We start from the raw sequence: 20,220 nt of genomic DNA, 5'->3' as shown, positions 1-20,220 counted from the left end.
AAGCAGCAGAGCGAACCGTTGATGCGCTCTGGAACAGAATTGGCAAACTGGTCCAAACCTTCACGCCCAAAGAGTGCGCCAACTACTTCGCAGCCGCTGGATACGATGCAGACTGATAGGATTCCGCCCTAGCCGCTCAGGCAAAGCGGCGTGCAAGGGCAACGCAGGCGACGACGACTCCGGTCGCTACGATCATCGTCCATGCCACAGGTTCTCCCAGCAACAGTCCGGCGAGGGTGAGGCCGAAGAAGGGTTGCAGGAGTTGCAATTGCCCGACGCTGGCGATGCCGCCGACCGCAAGCCCGCGATACCAGAAAATAAAGCCTACCAACATGGAAAAGACCGAGACATAGGCCAGTCCGACCCAGGCGGGAGCGCCGATGCCATCCCAAGAATCGGGAAGGGTGGCGACCATCAACGCCAGCATGACTGGAGCCGACAGGACCAGCGCCCAGGAGATCACCTGCCAGCCGCCAAGGCGGCGCGAGAGTTTTGCGCCTTCAGCGTAGCCGAGGCCGCACACGATGATCGCGGCGATCATCAGGAGGTCGCCAGCCAGCGCGTTCGTTCCCCCGTTGGAAAGTGCGAAGGCTACAACCGCCGCGCTCCCAAGGCACGAGAACAGCCAGAATGCCAACTTTGGCCGCTCGCCGCCGCGCATGACCCCGAATAGGGCAGTGGCGAGCGGCAGGAGGCCGATAAAGACAATCGAGCGGGCCGAAGTGATGTGCTGAAGGGCGAGCGCAGTCAGCAGCGGAAATCCCACAACCACACCGAGCGAAACGATGGCCAGGGAGGCGATATCCCGGCGCAGCGGACGAGTTTGTCGCAAAAGCACGAGCAAGGCAGCACCAAGAAGAGCAGCGACGACAGCGCGGGCGCCGGTGAGAAACAGCGGGGTGAAATCGGCGACGGCCACGCGCGTCGCGGGCAGGGAGCCGCTGAAAATGACCACGCCGAGCAGGCCATTGCCCCAGCCTTCGACTGACGATTGTGTCCCGTTCATCCCACCTCGCTTTCCGATTTTGGTCATAAACGTTTGGGGCTGGCGCGTTCAGTTACAGATCAATACAATTTCACCGAACTGTATTGGTTGATGGAGCGATACACTTGCGCACTCTCGAACAGGTGAACAGACGTGGCGCACGCACAGCGAATGTGATGCAGGCCATTCGCGCCAAGCTCGCCAGCCGCGCCCTTGCCCCGGGCGACAAGCTGCCGTCTATCCGCAGTTTCGCGCGGACAATGGATGTCTCTCCCTCTACTGTGGTCGAGGCTTATGATCGGTTGGTAGCCGATGGGTTGGTCCGGGCGCGGCCGGGCTCGGGCTTTTATGTATCGGCGACCGCTCTTCCGCCGCGGGTGCTCACGGAGAATATGCCGCAGGCTGAGCGGGTCATCGATCCATTCTGGGTCTCGCGACAGTCGCTCGACGCCGATCCTTCCGCCCTCAAGCCGGGATGCGGTTGGCTGCCCCCCGATTGGATGCCGCAGGATGCGCTCCGCCGAGCGCTGCGTGCCGTTGCGCGCGCAGGGGATGCCCTTTCAGATTACGGCAGCGCGCGCGGCTCGCTGGCGCTACGCCGTATCCTGATGGGACGGTTTGCAGAAGAGGGGATCGAAATTGCACCCGACCAGCTCTTGTTGACCGGATCGGGAACGCAGGCGGTGGATCTGGTCTGCCGCTTCCTGCTCAACCCGGGCGATACGGTGCTGGTCGACGACCCCTGCTACTTCAATTTCCGGGCGCTGCTGCGTGCGCATCAGGTGAAGATCGTCAGCGTGCCCTATACACCCTCCGGGCCGGATATGGCGGCGTTCGAAACGCTGCTTGCCACCACGCGCCCGCGTCTCTACCTCACCAATTCCGCATTGCACAATCCAACGGGAGCAACGCTCAACGCGCAAACTGCTCATCGTCTGCTGAACCTCGCCGCCTCCCACGATCTGACCGTCGTCGAAGACGACATTTTTGTCGATTTCGAACCCGAACCCTCCGTGCGGCTCGCGGCGCTGGATGGGCTTGATCGCGTTATCCGCATTGGCAGCTTTTCCAAGTCGCTCTCCGCCTCGGTGCGTTGCGGTTACATCGCGGCGCGGGGCGATTGGGTGGCTCATCTCATCGACCTTCAGGTGGCGACAAGTTTCGGCGGCCCGAGCCCGGTTGCGACCGAACTTATTGCGAGCGTTCTGTCCGGCGGTGGATATCGCAAGCATATGGAATCGTTGCGCCGACGCCTCGCGAAAGCGCGAGAGGAGACTTCCGAGAAGCTTAAACGCGTCGGCATCGAGTCGTGGCTGATGCCGCGAGGGGGCTTCTTTCTCTGGTGCCGCCTGCCGGACGGGCGTGACTCCGCCATTGTGGCGCGCACTGCTCTTGCCGACAATGTCGTGCTCGCGCCCGGCGATGTATTCAGTGCGTCGCAATCGGCGGCGTCCTTCATGCGCTTTAATGTCGCCCAGTGCGGCGACCCGAAGGTGATGGCAGTTCTTGAGCGCGCAATGGCCGCAAACGCTTGACTTTTGGCGTCCATCCCCATACATCCGCGCTGTCTGCATCAGGCTTTATGCCGCAGACGAGCACCCGAGACCGTCGGTTTGCCGTTATCGGTTCTGCCAAATGGTTGAACCAGTTGACGTTTTTTCGCACGGTCTGTCGGCATTCTCTTTAAAAAAGAGACATGCAGAGGAGGGCGCTGTCTTTATCTTTGGTTTGAAAAGGACAAGCGATGTCAAAGCGTCATTCGCAGAAGCACAAAATCGATCGCCGTCTTGGCGAAAATATCTGGGGCCGTCCCAAGAGCCCGCTCAATGCACGCGCCTATGGCCCCGGCCAGCATGGCCAGCGCCGCAAGGGCAAGCTGTCTGACTTTGGTACGCAGCTGCGTGCAAAGCAGAAGCTCAAGGGCTATTATGGCTCGATCACCGAAAAGGCGTTCAAGCGCGTTTATGCTGAAGCCGCCCGTCGCAAGGGCGACACCGGTGAGAACCTGATCGGCATTCTGGAAAGCCGTCTCGACGCGATCGTTTATCGCGCCAAGTTCGTGCCGACCGTTTTTGCAGCCCGTCAGTTCGTCAACCATGGCCACGTCCTGGTTAATGGCAAGCGCGTCAACATCCCGTCCTACAATGTGAAGCCGGGCGACGTGATCTCGGTGCGCGACCGCTCCAAGCAGCTCGCCATCGTCCTCGAAGCTGTCCAGCTCGCCGAGCGTGATGTGCCGGACTATGTCGATGCCGACCACTCCAAGATGACCGCAACCTTCGTTCGCGTGCCTTCGCTCGGCGATGTGCCTTATCCGGTCCAGATGGAACCGAACCTCGTCGTCGAATTCTATTCGCGCTGATCGATTCTTCAGAGTTTTTGAAAAGGCCGCCCTTTCGGGCGGCTTTTTTTGTTTGGTCAATCCAGATAAGCTCCCACCAGATCCCTGTCGGGTTCCTGGTCCTGTGGAATGAAGCTTTCGAACTTCTTGAGACGCTTGTGGACCGCAAGGAGTTCGATGACGACCGTCCATGCGCGGGCGAGGAACTGGAACGAGCTCGCCACCTGACCAAAGGCTTGCTGCACCTGCTGGTAGAGGCCCAGCGTGAGAGTGCCGGCGAGGATCGAGGGCGATAGCGCCATCAAGGGAATATAGCCGGCGAGCTGGAGATAACCGTAGCGGGCGAAATTGAAATAGGTGTAGTGCCAGTAAATCCGGAAGTAATTGCGCTGCACGCGGGCAAAGAGCTCCCGGACCGTCGGCGGCGCGGCGCGATCGGCATTGTCCTCCCCATAGACGAGTTCCTTGCGGTAGGCGGCCTCCACCTTCTGGTTTTCGAACTGCAGGCCGGGGAGTTTTGCCCCCACAACGGCCAGCAGTACGGTGCCGAAGGCCGCCGACATCAGCGCAACCCAAACGAGGCTGCCGGGCACATCGCCGAAGATCGGGAGCTCCGTGATGTGTTGCGAGAGTCCCCATAGGATCGGAACGAATACGGCCAGCGTAATCAGTGCATCGAAGAACGCCGTTCCCAAATCCTCCATGATCTGGGCGAAACGCATGGTATCTTCCTGGACGCGCTGTGCCGCGCCTTCCGTTGTGCGGATCACAGGCCAATAGCCCATGTAATAGGCGTTCATCGCCTTGCGCCAGCGGAAGACGTAGTGCGCGGTGAAGAAGGCCAGCGCCACCAGCACCAGAATGCGCGGCATGATGACGATGAAGATCATGAAGATCTGGCCATAGAAATCGGCCGGTTCGACCGAGCCGGGCTGGGACAGCGCCTGTTGCAGCGTGTTGAAGAAGGTGCCCTGCCAATTGTTGACGAAAGCATCGACCTGCACGTTGAAATAGGTGACGAGCAGGATGGTGGTGGAACCGACGACAGACCACCAGTACCAGTAGTTTCGCTTGTAGAAATACCAGAACAGGCAAAAGAGGAAGGCGATCAGCAGCACATATTGATAGAGCCATATGCGCTCGCCATCAAAGAAGGTGCCGGGCGCGAGGCAGTTGGTGTCGGCTGCTGCTGCCATTGTGCCTTCAAGGCTCGCGGGGTCTTCTGGTGCCACAAGATCCGACACAGGTGTGCTGGGCACGGCTTCGGAGACGCCATCGGAGGGATCGGGCGCGGGTTCGGCGAGGGGTGCGCAGATGGGAGGGACGACGAAGCGGTCGATACTGATAAACGACCGCATCGGCGCGCTAAATGCTGTCCACAACAAGGTCGTGAGCAAAAGCCACAGCAGCGCCAAAGAAAAGAACAGCCTGGGCTCGGGAAAGAAGGATCGGAACATTTTGCGCCACCAGAATCGGGCCGCCTGGGAGGGGCCTACGCGGAGAGGAGATATCTAAATTTTTTGGAGGTATGTGCGCAAGCGGAGTTATTTGGGGTTTAGCACCGAGCTTTTTACGCAAATTGGAGCCCCTGAACTAAACCCCGGGCAAGAGGTTGGACGTATGGTCTCGGAAGGCTCCGGAATTGTGCGTTTCGCCGTTCCGGCTCTGCCCGCTTTCGTGCGGGACTTGTTCCTGCGTCACCCGATGGATGGAGTGTCTGACGAGAAATCCAGGCACCTCCATCCAGAAGGGCGCCTTCCGGCTTTCCTCCTCCCACTATTGGCTGTATCAACCCCTCGTTCCCCTGTTAGGAGTGAGCAATGACGCTTGCCACCCCCGCGATCGCCGACGACTCAGAGAGCTGCCACCCGCTGTTTCGGGATGCGCCATCGAGTGTCGAGTTCAACAAGCTCAGGAAGCGCCTGATCCGTCAGGTGCGTGAGACACTTGACGCCTATGGCATGGTGCGCCCCGGCACGCGTTGGCTTGTGGCTCTTTCGGGCGGCAAGGACAGCTACGGGTTATTGGCGGTGCTGCTCGACCTCAAATGGCGCGGGCTGCTGCCGGTCGATCTTTTGGCATGCAATCTCGATCAGGGCCAGCCGGGTTTCCCCAAGCATATCTTGCCTGAATTTCTCGACCGATACGGGATCGAGCACCGGATCGAATATCAGGACACCTATTCGATCGTCACCGACAAGCTTCCCTCCGGCAGCACCTATTGCTCGCTTTGTTCGCGGCTGAGGCGTGGGCATCTTTACCGGATCGCGCGGGAGGAGGGGTGTTCGGCACTCGTGCTGGGGCATCACCGAGAGGATATTCTCGAAACCTTCTTCATGAATCTCTTTCATGGCGGCAAACTCGCAGCGATGCCGCCCAAGCTGCTTAACGACGAAGGTGACGTGGAAGTCCTGCGCCCGTTGGCCTTGTGTGCTGAGAGCGATCTGGCGCGGTTTGCCGAGGCGCTGGCGTTTCCGATCATCCCCTGCGACCTCTGCGGTTCGCAGGACGGGCTGCAGCGCAATGCCATGAAGGCGATGCTCGATGATTTCGAGCGCAAGATGCCGGGGCGTAAGGACGTGATGATCCGTGCTCTGGGCAACATCAATCCAAGCCATATGCTGGATACGCGGTTGTTCGACTTCGCGGCACTCATGGCGGAAAGCGGCAAGGCATGAATATCGAAAGGCTCGCCAATGTGTTGCGCGATGCGGCGCGCGCCGAAATCCTGCCGCGGTTCCGCAGGCTCGATGAGGGCATGGTCCGGACCAAGACGAGCGCGATGGATCTCGTGACCGAGGCGGACGAGGCTGCCGAGCGCGCGATAACAGCGTCGATTGCTGAGTCCCATCCGCAGCATGTCGTGATCGGAGAAGAAGCAGTATCGGCAGATCCGGGTTTACTCGAGCGACGGTTCGGTGACGAAATCGTCCTCTACATCGATCCCATCGATGGCACTGCCAACTATGCCGCCGGCGTGCCACTCTTTGCGGTCATGGCTGCTGTGGTCCGGAACGGGGAAACGGTCGCCGGGGTGATCTATGATCCGATGGGCGACGATTGGGTGATGGCCGAGCGCGGATGCGGGGCATGGCAGATTTTCCCCGATGGCCGGCAGGTGCGGATGAAGTTTGCAGATCCCGTGCCGCTGAGCGAAATGGCGGGCACCGCGTCTGTGTTTTTCCTTCCCGCTGAAAAGCGCCGTCAGGTGCTGGGCAATCTTTCCAATGTCAGGATGAATGCCAGCTATCGCTGTGCGGGGCACGAGTACCGCATGGCAGCGGCCGGGCACCTGCACTACCTGATGTTCAACAAGCTCATGCCCTGGGATCACCTGGCGGGAACGCTGATCACGCAGGAAGCGGGCGCGCACGCTGCGCGGTTCGACGGCTCGCCCTATCTGCCTGCCCATCGGGAAGGCGGGCTGCTGATCGCCTCCGACCGTGAAAGCTGGGATGCGCTCCGACGCGAGGTGTTTACGGTTTAGCCGCCGTCTCACCTACGCCGAACAGCTTGCCCTTTTCCGCTACGACCACACACATGATGGCGAGGAAGCCCAAGAGGAAGTAGCCCGTCGCCACGGGTGTCAGCGTGCCATCGAAGAACTGGCCGGTGATCGTGCCCAAAATCGCGCCGCCCACAGTCTGCACGAAACCGAAAACCGACGAGGCCGTGCCCGCCACGGCGCCCAGTGGTTCCATCGACAGTGCGTTCATGTTGGAGGCGGCCCAGCCGAACATGAACATCACGGTGGCGAACAGCGAGAAGAACAACCAGAGTGGCGGGTGCATGACGAGCGTAATAAGGAGCCAGACCCCGCTGACCGAGGTGAAGACAAGCAACGCCGAGTGGCTCAACCGCCTCATGCCGAGCCCCCGGACCATGCGGGAGTTGAGGAAGGACGAAATCGCCATCAGTCCAGCCATTGCCGCAAAAGCGACCGGGAAATAGGGGCCGAGGCCGTAAAGATCGACGAAGATCTGTTGGGAGGTGTTGATGAACCCGAACAGCGCGCCGAACAGGAACATGCCCGAAAGCCCGTAGCTGAACGCCATTCGATTGGTAAAAACCAGCCGGAACCCTTCGACAATGACGCTCACCCGCAGAGCGCGGCGGTTCTCGGGTTTCAGCGTCTCGGGAAGCCTCACCATGGACCAAACGGTCACCGCTGCGGCCAGCAAGGCCATGAAATAGAAGATGTATTCCCACGGCCCGGTAAGCAGGATGACCTGCCCGATGCCCGGCGCGACAATCGGCACGGCCATGAAGACCATGAAGACCAGCGACATGATTTCGGCCATCGCTCGCCCGCCGAATTTATCGCGCACGACCGATTGCGCGATGACGCGCGTGCCTGCAGCCCCGATGCCCTGGATAAAACGCATCATCAGCAGAATGGCAAAACTCGGTGCAAAGGCCGCAGCAAAGGCCGCAACCACATAGATCACCAGCCCGATCAACAAGGGCGCCCGGCGCCCGAACCGATCGGACAGGGGGCCGAAAGCGAGCTGGGCCGTACCGAAGCCGAGCATATAGGCGCCGAGCACGAAATGCCGATCGTTCTCATTGGTAACCCCCAGCGCATCGCCCATATAGGGAAGGGCGGGCAACATGACGTCGATTGCCAGCGCGTTTAACGCCATTAGAGCCGCAATGAGAGCGATGAATTCCGTCCGGGAAATATCCCGGCTCTGCGTGGCGACAGTTGTCATGAAGATACTCGCTGAAAAGGCTGCGGGCAGCCGAAGCCGCCCGCGCAGTAAACTTGAACCTTCAAGACAGGTTTGGCAACCCTGGAAATGACTATGCGGGCGCCATGAAAGCTGGAACACGCTTCTCCCTGATCGGCAGGTGGATGGCCGCAGAGAACAGGCCGATCAGGATGCCGAGATACCACACGAGGTCGTAGCTGCCGGTCATGTCGAAGGTCAGCCCGCCGAGCCAGACGCCGAAGAACGATCCGATCTGGTGAGAGAGGAACGCCACTCCATAAAGCATGCCCATGTAGCGCGGGCCGAAGAAGAGGCTTACCAGGCCGGCTGTCAACGGTACAGTGGCAAGCCAGAGCAGCCCCAGGGTGGCCGCATAGATATAGGCTGAGACTTCCGTGATAGGCAGGAGCAGGAAAGCGGCGGTGCCCACGGCCCTTAGAAAGTAAATGCCCGCGAGCAGCATCTGCTTGGGCAGACGGTCGCCTAGCCAGCCGGCGAGCAGCGAGCCCGCGACGTTGAACAGCCCGATCAGCCCAAGCGCCCAGGAACTTGCCTCGGGCGTCAGCCCGCACTGGATGAGGAAGGCCGGGAAGTGGACCGTGATAAAGGCCAGGTGAAATCCGCAGACGAAAAAGCCGATGACCAGCAGGCGATAGGAGCCGTGCCCCAGCGCCTTGGCCAACGCCTGCATGAAAGGCATGTCGGCTTCCCCGGGTGCACTGTTGGTCCTTCCCCGCAGGGTGGCGGAAAGCGGCACGACCATGAGGATGATGAGCGCAAGCCAGACCAGAGCCATCTGCCAACCGAAGTTCGAGATGAAGGCCTGCCCGAGCGGGGCAAAAACGAACTGGCCCATCGAGGACGCGGCGGTGGCGACGCCGAAGACGAAGGAGCGCTTCTCCTGGGGAACCGCGCGTCCGAAGGCGGCCATGACGACGCCGAAGGAGGCCGTGCCGATGCCGACGCCCATAAGCACGCCGCCGGTGAGATAGAAAATCTCGACGGTCGGCGTGATCGACCACAGCAGGAGCCCGGCCGCATAGACAAGCGCGCCGAGCGCCAGGGTTCGGCCGGTGCCGAACTTGTCGGCGAAACCGCCCGCGAACGGCTGGGTTATGCCCCAGACGAGGTTCTGCATGGCGAGAGCCATCGCGTAACCTTCGCGCGACCATCCGAGGTCGGCGGTCATGGGCAGCATGAAGAGCCCCGCCGTAGAGCGCGTGCCGAAGGTCACCATTGCGATGAGGCAACCCGCGACGATGATGAAGGGCAACGGGATAGGCAAAACGGAGCGGTTAGGGGCAAGCATCTGGTGAGACTCGTTTATCGGCGAGTGACGATATACCCGGGCATCGGACGCTCAAAACGAAATTCTGGAATGAGGCTCATCAGTTTGGCTGATAAGAAAAGGCCCGCTCGGCAAGAGCCGTGCGGGCCTTGAAATCACAAACTACGAGGCTCAGGCGCTTTGCTTGACCGCGATCCCCGCACCTTCGAGATGGGTCTGCAGCTCGCCCTGCTGGAACATCTCACGCACGATATCGCACCCGCCGACGAACTCGCCCTTGACGTAGAGCTGGGGAATGGTCGGCCAGTTGGAATAGACCTTGATGCCGTCGCGCAGTTCAGGATTGGAGAGCACGTCGGCGCTGCCGTATTCGACGCCGAGATAGTTGAGAATCTGGACAACCTGCCCGGAGAACCCGCACTGGGGGAAATCCGGCGTGCCCTTCATGAACAGCATCACGTCATTGGACTTGATCTGCTCGTCGATGAAAGCGTTGATGTCGCTCATGGGTGTTATCCTTTCGTGCCCGGATGTGGGGGCAGGGTAGTACTTTAAGCCGTTAGATAGGGGATCGAGACAGCGATGTCGAGATCACTCGCTGATGTGCTTCCCGAGGCGTACTGTTTGCAGCTCTTCGCCGTCATGCGTTCGGTGCAGGGATCGCGAGACGACCGCGTAGCCGCAGGCTTGGTAAAAGCTCACAGCGGGCAGGCCAGAATGAACCACGATTTCCGTGGCGCCCTGCCTTATAAGTGCCGCCTCTGCTCGGCGCATCAATGCTGTGCCGATGCCGCGCCGCTGTGCGGCGGGCCTGACATAAAGCCCCTTGATTTCGGCGTCGGCAAAGCTGCAGAAGCCTAACGGCTGATCGTTCGCGTCAACGGCAACGAGGTAAGTCTCCTCCTCTCGAGCAATGCGGATGTAGGACTCAGGTTTTTTGCCGGAGGCCCAACTTTTTCGCTGTAGCTCGGTATAATGCTCGTCAGAGGTCGCTAGAATTGCCGCAACATGCAGCCTGCACAACGCGTCCGCATCCGAGTCCCGGAAAGGGCGGATTGTGAAGGCAGCGTTGGTCATTAGGTGGAGAGCCTCAGTTGGTACGGAGTGTCGCGGCGGTAGGTAGCGCTGCGAATGCTGTCGTGGGGCAGGCTACCGGAGGAACTCAGAGATGCAAACTCAGCGCGTATCATCAGCGCCGCATCACGCCTAATCCATTCAGCACCTCACGCGGAATGCCGAATGCCGTGATGACGTCGTGATGACGCTTGAAACCGATGAGTTCGCGCTGCACGAAGTAGGCCCATACGGCTTCGCGGGCATTCGATAGCGCATCCGCATTGTCATCGGGACCGGCGGCGCGCAGCGCGTCCATTGTCTTTGCCACCTTGGCCTCGGCTGCATTGAGCGAGGAGGCGCGTTCGGCCATGATTTCGTGTTCGAGAACGGCCTGTCCGCCTTCGGGATTGACCGCCTTTAAGAGATCGAGGCTATCGCGAAGGGACATTCTTGTGCTGGCCCGTCAGTCCGGCGCCGTGGTCGTCAGCGCCAGGGCGTGCAATTCGCCGCCCATATTGCCCTTCAGGGCCTGATAGACGAGCTGGTGCTGCTGGACGCGGGATTTGCCGCGGAAGGCTTCGGATACGACGGTGGCGGCGTAGTGGTCGCCGTCTCCGGCCAGATCGCGGATGTCAACCTTGGCATCGGGCAGGGCCTGTTTGATAAGGCTCTCGATTTCGGCTGCATCCATTGGCATGTGAGGCTCCCATATCGTTGAACTCAGGAGATTGTACTTCCCATGAAGCCGGGGAACCAGCCCTCATAGGCATCTCTCAACTGTTCGATCGATATGGCGCGCGCATCGCCCAGCTTCAAGGTGTTGCCGCCTGTCGAGCCGATCCAGGGCGCGAAAAGACCGAGTTCGCCGGCCCGCTTCCAGAGTGCAAGCATCTCCTCTCCCTGAGGGTCGAGATTGACGGTGACGAGATAGCGACCCTGGTCCTCCCCGAAGAAGGTCGGGATCGGATCGATCTCGTTGAGTTGGTTGACGGTGGCCCCGATTCCGCCCCGGATCGCCATTTCGGCAAGCCCAAGCGCCAGGCCTCCGTCAGAAAGGTCGTGGACTGCGGTGGCGACACCTTGTCGGATAAGGCTCAGGACGAAATGCCCCGTTTTTTTCTCGTGCTCGAGATCGACGGCAGGGGCCGCGCCTTCATGACGTCCGAAGATATCGCGCAGATAGGCCGACTGGCCCATATGGGAACCCCAGACGGCGGGCGCGCCGACCAGCAGGATCGGCTGACCTTCGGCGGCAAAGGCATTGCGCGCGGTCTTGGTGCGATCCTCGATCAACCCGACACCGGCGATGGTCGGGGTCGGGAGGATACCGCGGCCATTGGTTTCGTTGTAGAGCGAGACATTGCCCGAAACGATAGGGAAGTCGAGCGCGCGGCAGGCTTCGCCAATCCCTTTGATCGCCATGACGATCTGCCCCATGATCTCGGGGCGTTCGGGGTTGCCGAAATTGAGGTTGTCGGTGGCGGCCAGAGGTTCCGCGCCGGTCGAGATGATATTCCGCCAGCATTCGGCCACAGCCTGCTTGCCGCCTTCGAGCGGATCGGCTTCGCAATAGCGCGGGTTGACGTCGGATGAGAAGGCCAGGGCTTTGGTCGGGTGGCCATCAATACGGATCACGCCGGCATCGCCGCCAGGGGTCTGGAGCGAATTGCCCTGGATGAGCGTATCGTATTGTTCGTAAACCCAGCGGCGCGACGAATGATTGGCCGAGTTGAGCAGGCCGAGAACGGCGTCTGCCACATCCATTTGCGGCACTTCGCCGAGCGGTTCCGGCTTTGCGGGTTCGATCCAGGGACGGTCATATTCGGGAGCCTCGTCGCCCAGTTCCTTGATCGGGAGGTTCGCGACTTCCTCGCCCTGAAACAGCACGCGGAATCGCAGATCGTCGGTGGTCTTGCCAACGGTGGCGAAATCGAGCTCCCATTTCTCGAATACCGCACGGGCTTCCGCTTCCTTTTCAGGATGCAGCACCATGAGCATGCGTTCTTGGGATTCTGAGAGCATCATCTCATAGGCCGTCATGCGCTCTTCGCGCACCGGCACCTTGTCGAGATCGAGTTCGATGCCGAGATCGCCCTTGGCGCCCATTTCCACCGCCGAGCAGGTCAGGCCCGCCGCGCCCATATCCTGGATGGCGATCACAGCTCCGGTGGCCATCAGTTCAAGGCAGGCTTCGAGCAAGCGCTTTTCGGTGAATGGGTCGCCAACCTGCACGGTGGGGCGCTTTTCCTCGATGTCGTCGCCAAACTCAGCCGACGCCATCGTCGCACCGCCAACGCCATCGCGGCCGGTCTTGGCGCCGAGATATACGACCGGCAGGCCCACACCCTCCGCCTTGGAATAGAAAATCTTGTCTGTGTCCGCGAGGCCCGCGGCGAAGGCGTTGACCAGGATATTGCCGTTGTAGCGGCGGTCGAACTGCACCTCACCGCCTACGGTCGGGACACCGAAGGAATTGCCGTAACCGCCCACGCCGGCGACAACGCCGGAAACGAGATGCTTTGTCTTTTCGTTTTCGGGCTCGCCGAAACGCAAGGCGTTCATCACCGCCACGGGACGCGCGCCCATGGTGAAGACGTCACGCAAGATACCGCCCACGCCCGTCGCCGCGCCTTGATAGGGCTCGATGAAGCTCGGGTGGTTGTGCGATTCCATCTTGAAGACGATGGCCTGCCCATCGCCGATATCGACGACGCCGGCGTTCTCGCCGGGCCCCTGGATGACGCGCGGCCCGGAAGTGGGGAGCGTGCGCAACCATTTCTTGGAGCTCTTGTAGGAGCAATGCTCGTTCCACATCGCCGAGAAGATGCCAAGCTCGGTGAACGTCGGCTCGCGCCCGATGAGATCGAGGATCTTCTGGTATTCGTCGGGCTTGAGCCCGTGATTGGCGACCAGTTCGGGGGTGATTTCGATGTCGTTGCGCAGGGTCATCTAGTTCAAAAGTCCCGCAAAAAGAGCGCGTCCGTCCTCACCGCCGTGTTCGGGCTCGATGAGGTTCTCGGGGTGGGGCATCATGCCGAGAACGTTGCCCTTGGCATTGGTGATGCCGGCTATGTCATTGAGCGAACCGTTGGGGTTGCTGCCCTCGGCATAGCGGAAGACGACCTGGCCATTGTCCTCGATGGACTTCAGCGTATCGGTTTCGGCGAAATAGTTGCCGTCGTGATGCGCAACGGGGCAGCGGATGACCTGACCATCGGAATATCTACCGGTGAAGGCAGTGTCGGCATTGGCGATCTTGAGCTTGACCTCGCGGCAGACGAACTTGAGCGAGGCATTGCGCATCAGGACGCCAGGCAGGAGCCCGGCTTCGGTCAGAATCTGGAAACCGTTGCAAACTCCCAGTACCTTGACGCCCTTTTCGGCGCGGTCGCGGATGATGTCCATCATGGGTGAGCGCGCGGCGATGGCGCCAGCGCGGAGATAGTCCCCATAGGAAAAGCCGCCGGGGATGACGATCAGGTCGACATCGGGCAGATCGGTGTCCTTGTGCCAGACGACCGCAGGGGGTGTGCCGCCGATCTTTTCAAGCGCCGTGACCATGTCACGTTCGCGATTGAGGCCGGGAAAGACGACAACAGCGGATTTCATCACGCGGGTCTCTCTTCGAGAAAATGGGTGCCGGATGCGCGCCTTTTCGGGATTCTGGCTGCAAAAAGCAAGGGGATTCGGCGCGGACTGGCCGAATCCCCGAAATGCGTCTCAAACTCGGCTTATTCAGCCGGCGCGGGCTTGGGCGCAACGCCCCAACGGCTACCCGGTACGCCGGGAAGGCAGGCCCAGGACGGACGCTCAAAGAGGAATTTTCCAAAGCCGACTTTGCCGATGACCCAGTAGAGAACGATGGGCGAGAGGATCGCGACCACCAGCGTTGCAAGACTTGCCAGCCCGGCATCGAGATCCGGCATCACGGCCAGCAACAGCGTCCGAAATATGCCCATCGGGATGACGAAGCTCAGATATATCACGATCGAATGGGCGCCGATCCAGCGCAGCCAGGCGAAGGCCTTGAGGTTCGCGACCAATACGGCCAGGGCACAGATGGCCATTGCTCCAGCCAGCGCAAGGGCAAACGTGGCGCCGGGTATGTGGGCGATTCCGGTCACGATGTGCCCATAAGCGACGGCGTGGCCGGGAAAGAAGACCAGCGCGCCATTGGCCAGCGCCCAGGCGAACAGGGCCACCCACGCAAAGGCGGCGTTGGTACGCACGCCTTTTGCGAATTGGAAAATATACGGCGCAAAGGCATAGCCCGCATAGAAATAGACGAAATAGTGCGCGGTGTAGTTGATGATCGGAACCGGCGTCTCAAAGGGTGCGATAGACAATACGGCGGCAGCGATGAACACCGCTATATGCGGGGCTTTAACCAGGTAAAGCAGTTTGGCAATCAAGCTGAAAACACCGAGCGCGTAAATAAACCACAGGATGGAATAGGGTTCATAGATCGCGCTTGCGAGAAGGCTAAGCGTTCCGCCGGGGTCGCGATCTACGATCAGATGCTTGAAGAGGATCAGGATCACCGCCCAAAGCGCATAGAAATAGAGATAGTGGACGATGCGCCGGTCAGCGTAATGCATCCAGGGGCGGGAAATGACGAGGCCGAGAAAGAGCCCGGAGATCATAAAGAATTCGGGCATTCGGAAGGGGGAGGCAAAGGCGAGTGCGTAATGCATGAAGCCGACTTCACCGGTCGCTTCGCCCACGCCGAAGGTCGCGTGCATCATCACAACGAGAATGATGGAAATCCCCTTTGCGACATCCACCCATTCGTGCCGTGTGGTTGTGTGCCCGCTCATTATGTGTCCCCCTCCGTTCGGCGCGAATGTTAGCCGCAAAAGGTCAACACAATGCTCACTTGGACACGAAAAAGCCGGATGGTCTCCCATCCGGCTTGCGTTCGGGGCTAGCCCGAAAACGGGGTGTGGGGCTCAGACCGGGACGCTGGCATAGGCCACAACCATCAGGCCGAGGGCTGCAAAGAACATCAACGACAGAGAGGCTGTCTTGAGCATTGGGCATAACTCCATACTGCCGCGCCAATACGATTGCGTGGCATTCAATCTAAATTTTAGAGGTTAACCGATAATCTCTACCGCGTAGTTTTCGATCACCGTGTTGGCGAGGAGCTTTTCGCAGATGCTTTCAAGCTCCTTCTTAGCGGAAACCGCGTCGGCGGTGGAAAGTTCCACATCGAAGACCTTGCCTTGCCGAACCGAGTCGACACCGGCAAATCCGAGACTGGCCAGCGAGCCCTCGATGGCCTTGCCTTGGGGGTCAAGGACGCCGTTCTTCAGGGTGACGATCACACGTGCCTTCATCAAATTTCCCAGGGTCACTGAACCAGACGCGGTCCGGTGGTCAGCGCGTTATCGGTCTCGACAAGAATGCCGAGGCGCTGCGCGACTTCACGGTAGGCGTCGACAAGGCCACCCAAATCTTCGCGGAATCGGTCCTTGTCAAGCTTGTTCCGGGTCTTGATGTCCCACAGACGGCAATTGTCCGGAGAAATTTCGTCAGCGAGGACAATCCGCATCAGGTCGCCCTCGTAGAGACGCCCGCATTCGATCTTGAAATCGACAAGCTGGATGCCGACCCCCATGAACAGGCCCGTGAGGAAATCGTTGACGCGCACGGCCAGCGCCATGATGTCGTCGAGTTCCTGCGGCGTAGCCCAACCGAACGCCGTGATGTGCTCCTCGGAGACCATCGGGTCATTCAGGGCGTCGTCCTTGTAGTAGAACTCAATAATCGAACGGGGGAGCTGGGTGCCCGACTCAAGGCCCAGCCGCTTGCACAGCGATCCTGCGGCAACGTTGCGGACCACCACTTCAATGGGAATGATCTCGACTTCGCGAATAAGCTGCTCACGCATGTTTATGCGGCGCACAAAGTGCGTGGGTATGCCGAGCTGGTTGAGCTTGGTGAAGATGTATTCCGAAATCCGGTTATTCAGCACGCCCTTGCCGTCGATCACTTCGTGCTTGGCGCCGTTGCCGGCCGTGGCATCGTCCTTGAAGTGCTGGATCAGGGTTCCGGGCTCGGGGCCTTCGTAAAGGACCTTGGCCTTGCCTTCGTAAATCTTGCGGCGACGGTTCATTTCACCTGCCTGTTGATGTTCGGAAAAGATCGGACCGCGGAGGCCGTCAAAATTTGCGCGCACTCATGCGCCTTTTTGCGTCTCCAATGCAAGCCCTTTTCCATTGATACAGCGATTCTGCTAAATTGTGGTCTACCCGCGACGGGGCGCCGGCCTGCGACGTGCGAACCCGTTGATTTGCCGGCGCGAACAGCCTATCTGGATTGCCAACGACAAATCGAGACCGAGGGACAGGACAATGTCTTCATTCGACGACCGCGAGAGGGCGGAAGAAGCCAAATTTGCCCATGACGCCGGGCTGCGCTTCAAGGCCGAAGCGCGCCGCAACAAGCACCTGGCCCACTGGGCCTGCGCGCAGATGGGCGTCTCGGATGCCGATGCCATTGCCAATTATGTGGCCGAAGTGATAGCGACCGATCTCAAGGAAGCGGGGCCGGAAGACGTTGTGGTCAAGGTCAAGGCCGATTTTGACGCCAAGGGCGTGGCGATCGGCGAAGATGCTATTCGCGCCCAGATCGCCCAGTTCGACGCGCAAGCGAAGGCCGAGGTTCTGGCGGAAGGCTGAACGCGGATTTGAGGATCGGAAAAGCCCGGCCATTGCGCCGGGCTTTTTGTCAAAGCTGCATCGCCATTCCGATCGAGGCCGGCATCACCGGCTTGAAGCCGAATTGGGCATAGAGGTGCTTTGCCTCGCCGTCAGCAATCAGGCTCACATAGGCGGAAGCGGGTGCGTTGACGCGAAGGTGCTCGACCAGCGCAGCCATGATCCTCTTGCCCAAACCCTTGCCCTGATGGTCTGGCTGAACGGCGATGTCGACGATCTGGAAGGCGGTGCCGCCGTCGCCGATAATCCGTCCCATGCCGACTGTTCGGCCATCGCGATTGACAGTCACACCATACCAGGTGTTGGCCAGGCCTTTTTCTGCCGCTTCCCGGGTTTTGGCGCTTAGGCCGCATATCTCACGCAGGCGGCAGAAGTCCTCGACCGAGGGCGTTTCGGCCTGAAACTTGTACTCATCCATCAGATGCGGCCCATCAACCGGGTAAACATCAGCAATCCTTCGGGCCAAGGGCCGTGCCCGGATGCTGCGTTGATGTGACCGGCATCGCCCGCGATGTGAAAATCCGAGCCCCAGCAAGCGGCCATTTCGGCGGCGCGCTCGATGGAGCAGTAAGGATCGTTCGAGGACGCGACCGTCATCGAGGGAAATTTCAGTGGATCGTTGGGCAGGCCGCGGAAAGGGCCGGTCGCCTTCGGCACATCGGGATGTTCATCGATGTCGGGCGGGGCGACGAGGAACGCGGCCTTGACCTTGGTGTCGGCCAGAATCTGGCTGGCGGCAACAATGGCGTGCACACCCAGTGAGTGGCCGACAAGGACCACGGGGCGTGTCGCCATCATGATTTCGCGCTCGAGCGTTTCGAGCCAGCCCGCAAGAGTCGGTTCATCCCATTCGTCCTGTTCGACAAAGCGGGCGGTCCTGATCTTGTCTACCCACCGCCGCTGCCAGTGGCCGGGGCCAGAATGGCCAAGGCCCGGTACGACGAGGATATCGGCATCGGCTGTTTTCATGAATACCCTTTGGTCGAGTTGGACCGCTATGTTGGCGTTAGCGACACGCAAATCAACCGATTACTCCCCGAAAACCCGCCTGAAGATCGTATCGACGTGCTTGAGATGATAGCCATCGTCGAAGCTGGCGTCGATTTGCTCGTCCGAAAGTTTCGCTGAGACTTCCGGGTCGGCTTTCAGGAAATCGGGGAATGCGCCTTCGCCGCGCCAGACCTTCATAGCGTTGCGCTGGACGGCCGAATAGCTTTCCTCGCGGCTCATGCCGGCCTGTGTAAGCGCCAGAAGGAAGCGCTGGGAGTTGTGCAGGCCGCCGAGCTTGTCCATGTTGGCCTTCATGTTCTCGGGGTAGACGACGAGGTTCTCGACGACGTTAGTGAGGCGCGCCAACGCGAAATCGAGAGTGATAGTGGCGTCCGGGCCGATCATGCGTTCGACCGAAGAATGCGAGATGTCACGTTCGTGCCAGAGCGCGACGTTTTCGAGCGCCGGGATCACCATGCCGCGCACGAGGCGGGCGAGTCCGGTAAGGTTTTCGGTCAGCACCGGATTGCGCTTGTGCGGCATGGCGGAGGAACCCTTCTGGCCCTTGGAGAAGAACTCCTCGGCTTCCAGAACCTCGGTGCGCTGGAGATGGCGGATTTCGGTTGCCAGCCGTTCGATGGACGAAGCGATGACGCCCAGCGTCGCAAAGTACATGGCGTGACGGTCGCGGGGGATGACCTGGGTAGAGACGGGTTCGATTTCGAGACCCATCTGTTCGGCGACATATTCCTCGACCGAAGGATCGATATTCGCGAAGGTCCCGACGGCCCCCGAAATGGCACAGGTGGCGATTTCCTTGCGGGCGTTGACGAGGCGTTCCCGGCAGCGGGCAAATTCGGCATAGGCCTGCGCGAGCTTGACCCCGAATGTGGTCGGCTCGGCGTGAATGCCGTGGCTGCGGCCGATTGTTATGGTGTCCTTGTGCTCATAGGCGCGTTTCTTGAGCGCGGCGAGCAGGGCATCGATATCGGCAATTAGGAGGTCGGAGGCGCGGGCAAGTTGCACGGAAAGTGTGGTATCGAGCACGTCCGATGAGGTCATGCCCTGATGCACGAAACGGGCTTCCGGGCCGACGATTTCCGAGAGGTGGGTCAGGAACGCGATGACGTCATGTTTTACTTCCCGCTCGATCTCATCGATCCGGTCGACATCGAACTGCGCGTCCTTGCCCTTCGCCCAGACCACCTCAGTGGCGTCGGCGGGGATGACGCCGAGCCTGGCCTGCGCGGTGGCGGCGTGCGCCTCGATCTCGAACCAGATCTTGAACTTGGTCTCGGGCGACCAGATATCGACCATCTGTTTGCGGGAATAGCGCGGGATCATGGGCTTAGGGTCCGTTCTTGCGAAAGTGAGTCCGGGCGCTGAGAGATTGATTCAGCGCTTTGAGAAAATGATTCAACCGGTACTAACCGCGTCGCGGATTGCCTTGATGCGCGGTGCGTAGGTCGAGGCGTTATTGCCTTTGTAGATAGAAGAACCAGCAACGAGTGCGGTGGCTCCTGCTTTGCCGAGAGCGCCTGCGTTTGACGCGTCGACGCCACCATCGACTTCTATTTCGATGGGACGGTCGCCGACCAGCGCTTTTGTCTCTGCGACCTTGATGACCGACTCGGCGATAAAAGCCTGCCCGCCAAAGCCGGGATTTACGCTCATGATCAAAATGAGGTCGACGCGGTCGAGCACGTGCCGGATGGCGGAAACCGGTGTTGCCGGATTGAGCGCAACGCCAGCCTTTTTGCCGAGTGCGCGGATCGCCTGCAACGAGCGGTCGAGATGCGGGCCCGCTTCGGCATGGATGGTGATGATATCGGCGCCAGCCTTGGCAAAGGCTTCGAGATAGGGATCGACGGGCGCGATCATCAGATGGACATCGAGCAGCTTTTTGGTCACCGGGCGGATCGCCTCGACGATCAGGGGACCATAGCTGATATTGGGCACGAAATGCCCATCCATCACATCCACATGCACCCAGTCGCACCCCGCATCATCAATGGCGCGGACCTCGTCGCCAAGGCGCGAAAAATCGGCGGAAAGAATCGAGGGGGCGACCTTGATGGACCGGTTGCTCATTGTGGACCCCGGAATGGCTGTTCTGCGGGCTTGTT

22 protein-coding genes and 1 pseudogene are annotated in these 20,220 nt (G+C 60.3%); 6 read left to right on the top strand and 17 right to left on the bottom strand.

The window, feature by feature from the left end; translation table 11 throughout:
* Positions 1-116: pseudogene (locus I2G20_RS06130) on the top strand (IS630 family transposase); the annotation flags it as partial.
* A 20-nt stretch (positions 117-136) separates the two neighbouring features.
* Here the strand turns inward: I2G20_RS06130 and I2G20_RS06125 are convergent.
* A complete protein-coding gene (locus tag I2G20_RS06125; protein WP_196258779.1) occupies positions 137-1,006 on the bottom strand; it encodes a DMT family transporter in 870 nt (289 codons plus the stop codon).
* Between the two features lie 155 nt (positions 1,007-1,161).
* Here I2G20_RS06125 and I2G20_RS06120 point away from each other — a divergent pair, with 155 nt between their 5' ends.
* Both I2G20_RS06120 and rpsD read left to right on the top strand, forming a co-directional pair.
* The gene (locus tag I2G20_RS06120) at positions 1,162-2,520 is read left to right on the top strand and encodes an aminotransferase-like domain-containing protein (RefSeq protein ID WP_196258822.1); all 1,359 of its coding nucleotides are present in this window, start codon (positions 1,162-1,164) and stop codon (positions 2,518-2,520) included.
* A gap of 209 nt (positions 2,521-2,729) precedes the next feature.
* Positions 2,730-3,347, top strand: coding sequence for a 30S ribosomal protein S4 (gene rpsD, locus I2G20_RS06115; protein WP_196258778.1), 618 nt, complete (start codon positions 2,730-2,732; stop codon positions 3,345-3,347).
* Positions 3,348-3,403: 56 nt separating this feature from the next.
* On the opposite strand, the gene I2G20_RS06110 is transcribed toward rpsD, so the two are convergent.
* Positions 3,404-4,783: a peptide transporter gene (locus I2G20_RS06110; protein ID WP_196258777.1), complete on the bottom strand. Its 1,380-nt coding sequence runs from the start codon at positions 4,781-4,783 to the stop codon at positions 3,404-3,406.
* A gap of 363 nt (positions 4,784-5,146) precedes the next feature.
* Between I2G20_RS06110 and ttcA the strand changes: the two genes are divergently transcribed.
* Both ttcA and I2G20_RS06100 read left to right on the top strand, forming a co-directional pair.
* Positions 5,147-6,004 (top strand): tRNA 2-thiocytidine(32) synthetase TtcA, encoded by an 858-nt coding sequence (gene ttcA / locus I2G20_RS06105; RefSeq protein WP_196258776.1) that lies wholly within the window; start codon positions 5,147-5,149, stop codon positions 6,002-6,004.
* Positions 6,001-6,813 (top strand): inositol monophosphatase family protein, encoded by an 813-nt coding sequence (locus tag I2G20_RS06100; protein ID WP_196258775.1) that lies wholly within the window; start codon positions 6,001-6,003, stop codon positions 6,811-6,813. Before ttcA ends, I2G20_RS06100 begins: the two co-directional genes overlap by 4 nt.
* Here the strand turns inward: I2G20_RS06100 and I2G20_RS06095 are convergent.
* The 11 genes from I2G20_RS06095 to purC all read right to left on the bottom strand — a co-directional run bounded on the left by I2G20_RS06095 (position 6,803) and on the right by purC (position 16,500).
* On the bottom strand, positions 6,803-8,038 hold the full coding sequence (locus I2G20_RS06095) for a multidrug effflux MFS transporter (protein WP_196258774.1): 1,236 nt from the start codon (positions 8,036-8,038) through the stop codon (positions 6,803-6,805). The two genes, I2G20_RS06100 and I2G20_RS06095, sit on opposite strands and share 11 nt — an antisense overlap.
* Positions 8,039-8,129: 91 nt before the next feature.
* Complete coding sequence (locus tag I2G20_RS06090) at positions 8,130-9,347, bottom strand: MFS transporter (protein ID WP_196258773.1); 1,218 nt, start codon at positions 9,345-9,347, stop codon at positions 8,130-8,132.
* Positions 9,348-9,497: 150 nt separating this feature from the next.
* Positions 9,498-9,833 (bottom strand): Grx4 family monothiol glutaredoxin, encoded by a 336-nt coding sequence (grxD, locus tag I2G20_RS06085; RefSeq protein WP_196258772.1) that lies wholly within the window; start codon positions 9,831-9,833, stop codon positions 9,498-9,500.
* An 84-nt stretch (positions 9,834-9,917) separates the two neighbouring features.
* Positions 9,918-10,403 carry a GNAT family N-acetyltransferase gene (locus I2G20_RS06080; RefSeq protein ID WP_196258771.1) on the bottom strand — a complete coding sequence of 162 codons (486 nt, stop codon included), beginning with the start codon at positions 10,401-10,403 and terminating at the stop codon, positions 9,918-9,920.
* Positions 10,404-10,515: 112 nt separating this feature from the next.
* Positions 10,516-10,830, bottom strand: a complete 315-nt coding sequence (locus I2G20_RS06075) for a DUF6665 family protein (protein ID WP_196258770.1) — start codon at positions 10,828-10,830, stop codon at positions 10,516-10,518.
* 15 nt (positions 10,831-10,845) lie between these two features.
* Positions 10,846-11,079, bottom strand: a complete 234-nt coding sequence (locus tag I2G20_RS06070; protein WP_196258769.1) for a BolA family protein — start codon at positions 11,077-11,079, stop codon at positions 10,846-10,848.
* A gap of 23 nt (positions 11,080-11,102) precedes the next feature.
* Positions 11,103-13,331, bottom strand: coding sequence for a phosphoribosylformylglycinamidine synthase subunit PurL (gene purL, locus I2G20_RS06065; protein ID WP_196258768.1), 2,229 nt, complete (start codon positions 13,329-13,331; stop codon positions 11,103-11,105).
* A complete protein-coding gene (gene purQ, locus I2G20_RS06060) occupies positions 13,332-13,991 on the bottom strand; it encodes a phosphoribosylformylglycinamidine synthase subunit PurQ (RefSeq protein ID WP_196258767.1) in 660 nt (219 codons plus the stop codon).
* Positions 13,992-14,113: 122 nt separating this feature from the next.
* Entirely contained in the window at positions 14,114-15,199 is a 1,086-nt protein-coding gene (locus I2G20_RS06055) for an acyltransferase family protein (protein WP_196258766.1), read from the bottom strand.
* Between the two features lie 279 nt (positions 15,200-15,478).
* Entirely contained in the window at positions 15,479-15,721 is a 243-nt protein-coding gene (gene purS, locus I2G20_RS06050; protein WP_196258765.1) for a phosphoribosylformylglycinamidine synthase subunit PurS, read from the bottom strand.
* A 14-nt stretch (positions 15,722-15,735) separates the two neighbouring features.
* Positions 15,736-16,500: a phosphoribosylaminoimidazolesuccinocarboxamide synthase gene (gene purC, locus I2G20_RS06045; RefSeq protein WP_196258764.1), complete on the bottom strand. Its 765-nt coding sequence runs from the start codon at positions 16,498-16,500 to the stop codon at positions 15,736-15,738.
* A gap of 238 nt (positions 16,501-16,738) precedes the next feature.
* On the opposite strand from purC, the gene I2G20_RS06040 reads away from it, so the two are divergent.
* Entirely contained in the window at positions 16,739-17,065 is a 327-nt protein-coding gene (locus tag I2G20_RS06040; protein ID WP_196258763.1) for a DUF1476 domain-containing protein, read from the top strand.
* 49 nt (positions 17,066-17,114) lie between these two features.
* Here I2G20_RS06040 and I2G20_RS06035 read toward each other — a convergent pair whose 3' ends face one another.
* The 4 genes from I2G20_RS06035 to rpe form a co-directional block, all read right to left on the bottom strand.
* Complete coding sequence (locus I2G20_RS06035) at positions 17,115-17,522, bottom strand: GNAT family N-acetyltransferase (RefSeq protein ID WP_196258762.1); 408 nt, start codon at positions 17,520-17,522, stop codon at positions 17,115-17,117.
* Entirely contained in the window at positions 17,522-18,073 is a 552-nt protein-coding gene (locus tag I2G20_RS06030) for an RBBP9/YdeN family alpha/beta hydrolase (RefSeq protein WP_196258761.1), read from the bottom strand. Before I2G20_RS06030 ends, I2G20_RS06035 begins: the two co-directional genes overlap by 1 nt.
* Positions 18,074-18,133: 60 nt before the next feature.
* Positions 18,134-19,438, bottom strand: coding sequence for an adenylosuccinate lyase (gene purB / locus I2G20_RS06025; protein ID WP_196258760.1), 1,305 nt, complete (start codon positions 19,436-19,438; stop codon positions 18,134-18,136).
* 72 nt (positions 19,439-19,510) lie between these two features.
* On the bottom strand, positions 19,511-20,185 hold the full coding sequence (gene rpe / locus I2G20_RS06020; protein WP_196258759.1) for a ribulose-phosphate 3-epimerase: 675 nt from the start codon (positions 20,183-20,185) through the stop codon (positions 19,511-19,513).
* Positions 20,186-20,220 lie beyond the last annotated feature (35 nt).

The sequence above is a fragment of the Pelagibacterium limicola genome (assembly GCF_015694405.1).
GTDB classification, from domain to species: Bacteria; Pseudomonadota; Alphaproteobacteria; order Rhizobiales; family Devosiaceae; genus Pelagibacterium; species Pelagibacterium limicola.
This window is presented reverse-complemented; position numbering and strand designations above follow the sequence as displayed.

What these genes read in the sequence shown, in the direction of transcription:
- I2G20_RS06090 (WP_196258773.1), bottom strand. Translation starts at nt 9,347, where the DNA reads ATGCTTGCCCCTAACCGCTCCGTTTTGCCTATCCCGTTGCCCTTCATC.
- purC (WP_196258764.1), bottom strand. Translation starts at nt 16,500, where the DNA reads ATGAACCGTCGCCGCAAGATTTACGAAGGCAAGGCCAAGGTCCTTTAC.
- I2G20_RS06125 (WP_196258779.1), bottom strand. Translation starts at nt 1,006, where the DNA reads ATGAACGGGACACAATCGTCAGTCGAAGGCTGGGGCAATGGCCTGCTC.
- I2G20_RS06110 (WP_196258777.1), bottom strand. Translation starts at nt 4,783, where the DNA reads ATGTTCCGATCCTTCTTTCCCGAGCCCAGGCTGTTCTTTTCTTTGGCG.
- I2G20_RS06035 (WP_196258762.1), bottom strand. Translation starts at nt 17,522, where the DNA reads ATGGATGAGTACAAGTTTCAGGCCGAAACGCCCTCGGTCGAGGACTTC.
- I2G20_RS06040 (WP_196258763.1), top strand. Translation starts at nt 16,739, where the DNA reads ATGTCTTCATTCGACGACCGCGAGAGGGCGGAAGAAGCCAAATTTGCC.
- purB (WP_196258760.1), bottom strand. Translation starts at nt 19,438, where the DNA reads ATGATCCCGCGCTATTCCCGCAAACAGATGGTCGATATCTGGTCGCCC.
- rpsD (WP_196258778.1), top strand. Translation starts at nt 2,730, where the DNA reads ATGTCAAAGCGTCATTCGCAGAAGCACAAAATCGATCGCCGTCTTGGC.
- ttcA (WP_196258776.1), top strand. Translation starts at nt 5,147, where the DNA reads ATGACGCTTGCCACCCCCGCGATCGCCGACGACTCAGAGAGCTGCCAC.
- grxD (WP_196258772.1), bottom strand. Translation starts at nt 9,833, where the DNA reads ATGAGCGACATCAACGCTTTCATCGACGAGCAGATCAAGTCCAATGAC.
- rpe (WP_196258759.1), bottom strand. Translation starts at nt 20,185, where the DNA reads ATGAGCAACCGGTCCATCAAGGTCGCCCCCTCGATTCTTTCCGCCGAT.
- I2G20_RS06095 (WP_196258774.1), bottom strand. Translation starts at nt 8,038, where the DNA reads ATGACAACTGTCGCCACGCAGAGCCGGGATATTTCCCGGACGGAATTC.
- I2G20_RS06030 (WP_196258761.1), bottom strand. Translation starts at nt 18,073, where the DNA reads ATGAAAACAGCCGATGCCGATATCCTCGTCGTACCGGGCCTTGGCCAT.
- purQ (WP_196258767.1), bottom strand. Translation starts at nt 13,991, where the DNA reads ATGAAATCCGCTGTTGTCGTCTTTCCCGGCCTCAATCGCGAACGTGAC.
- I2G20_RS06100 (WP_196258775.1), top strand. Translation starts at nt 6,001, where the DNA reads ATGAATATCGAAAGGCTCGCCAATGTGTTGCGCGATGCGGCGCGCGCC.
- I2G20_RS06080 (WP_196258771.1), bottom strand. Translation starts at nt 10,403, where the DNA reads ATGACCAACGCTGCCTTCACAATCCGCCCTTTCCGGGACTCGGATGCG.
- purL (WP_196258768.1), bottom strand. Translation starts at nt 13,331, where the DNA reads ATGACCCTGCGCAACGACATCGAAATCACCCCCGAACTGGTCGCCAAT.
- I2G20_RS06055 (WP_196258766.1), bottom strand. Translation starts at nt 15,199, where the DNA reads ATGAGCGGGCACACAACCACACGGCACGAATGGGTGGATGTCGCAAAG.
- I2G20_RS06075 (WP_196258770.1), bottom strand. Translation starts at nt 10,830, where the DNA reads ATGTCCCTTCGCGATAGCCTCGATCTCTTAAAGGCGGTCAATCCCGAA.
- I2G20_RS06070 (WP_196258769.1), bottom strand. Translation starts at nt 11,079, where the DNA reads ATGCCAATGGATGCAGCCGAAATCGAGAGCCTTATCAAACAGGCCCTG.
- purS (WP_196258765.1), bottom strand. Translation starts at nt 15,721, where the DNA reads ATGAAGGCACGTGTGATCGTCACCCTGAAGAACGGCGTCCTTGACCCC.
- I2G20_RS06120 (WP_196258822.1), top strand. Translation starts at nt 1,162, where the DNA reads ATGCAGGCCATTCGCGCCAAGCTCGCCAGCCGCGCCCTTGCCCCGGGC.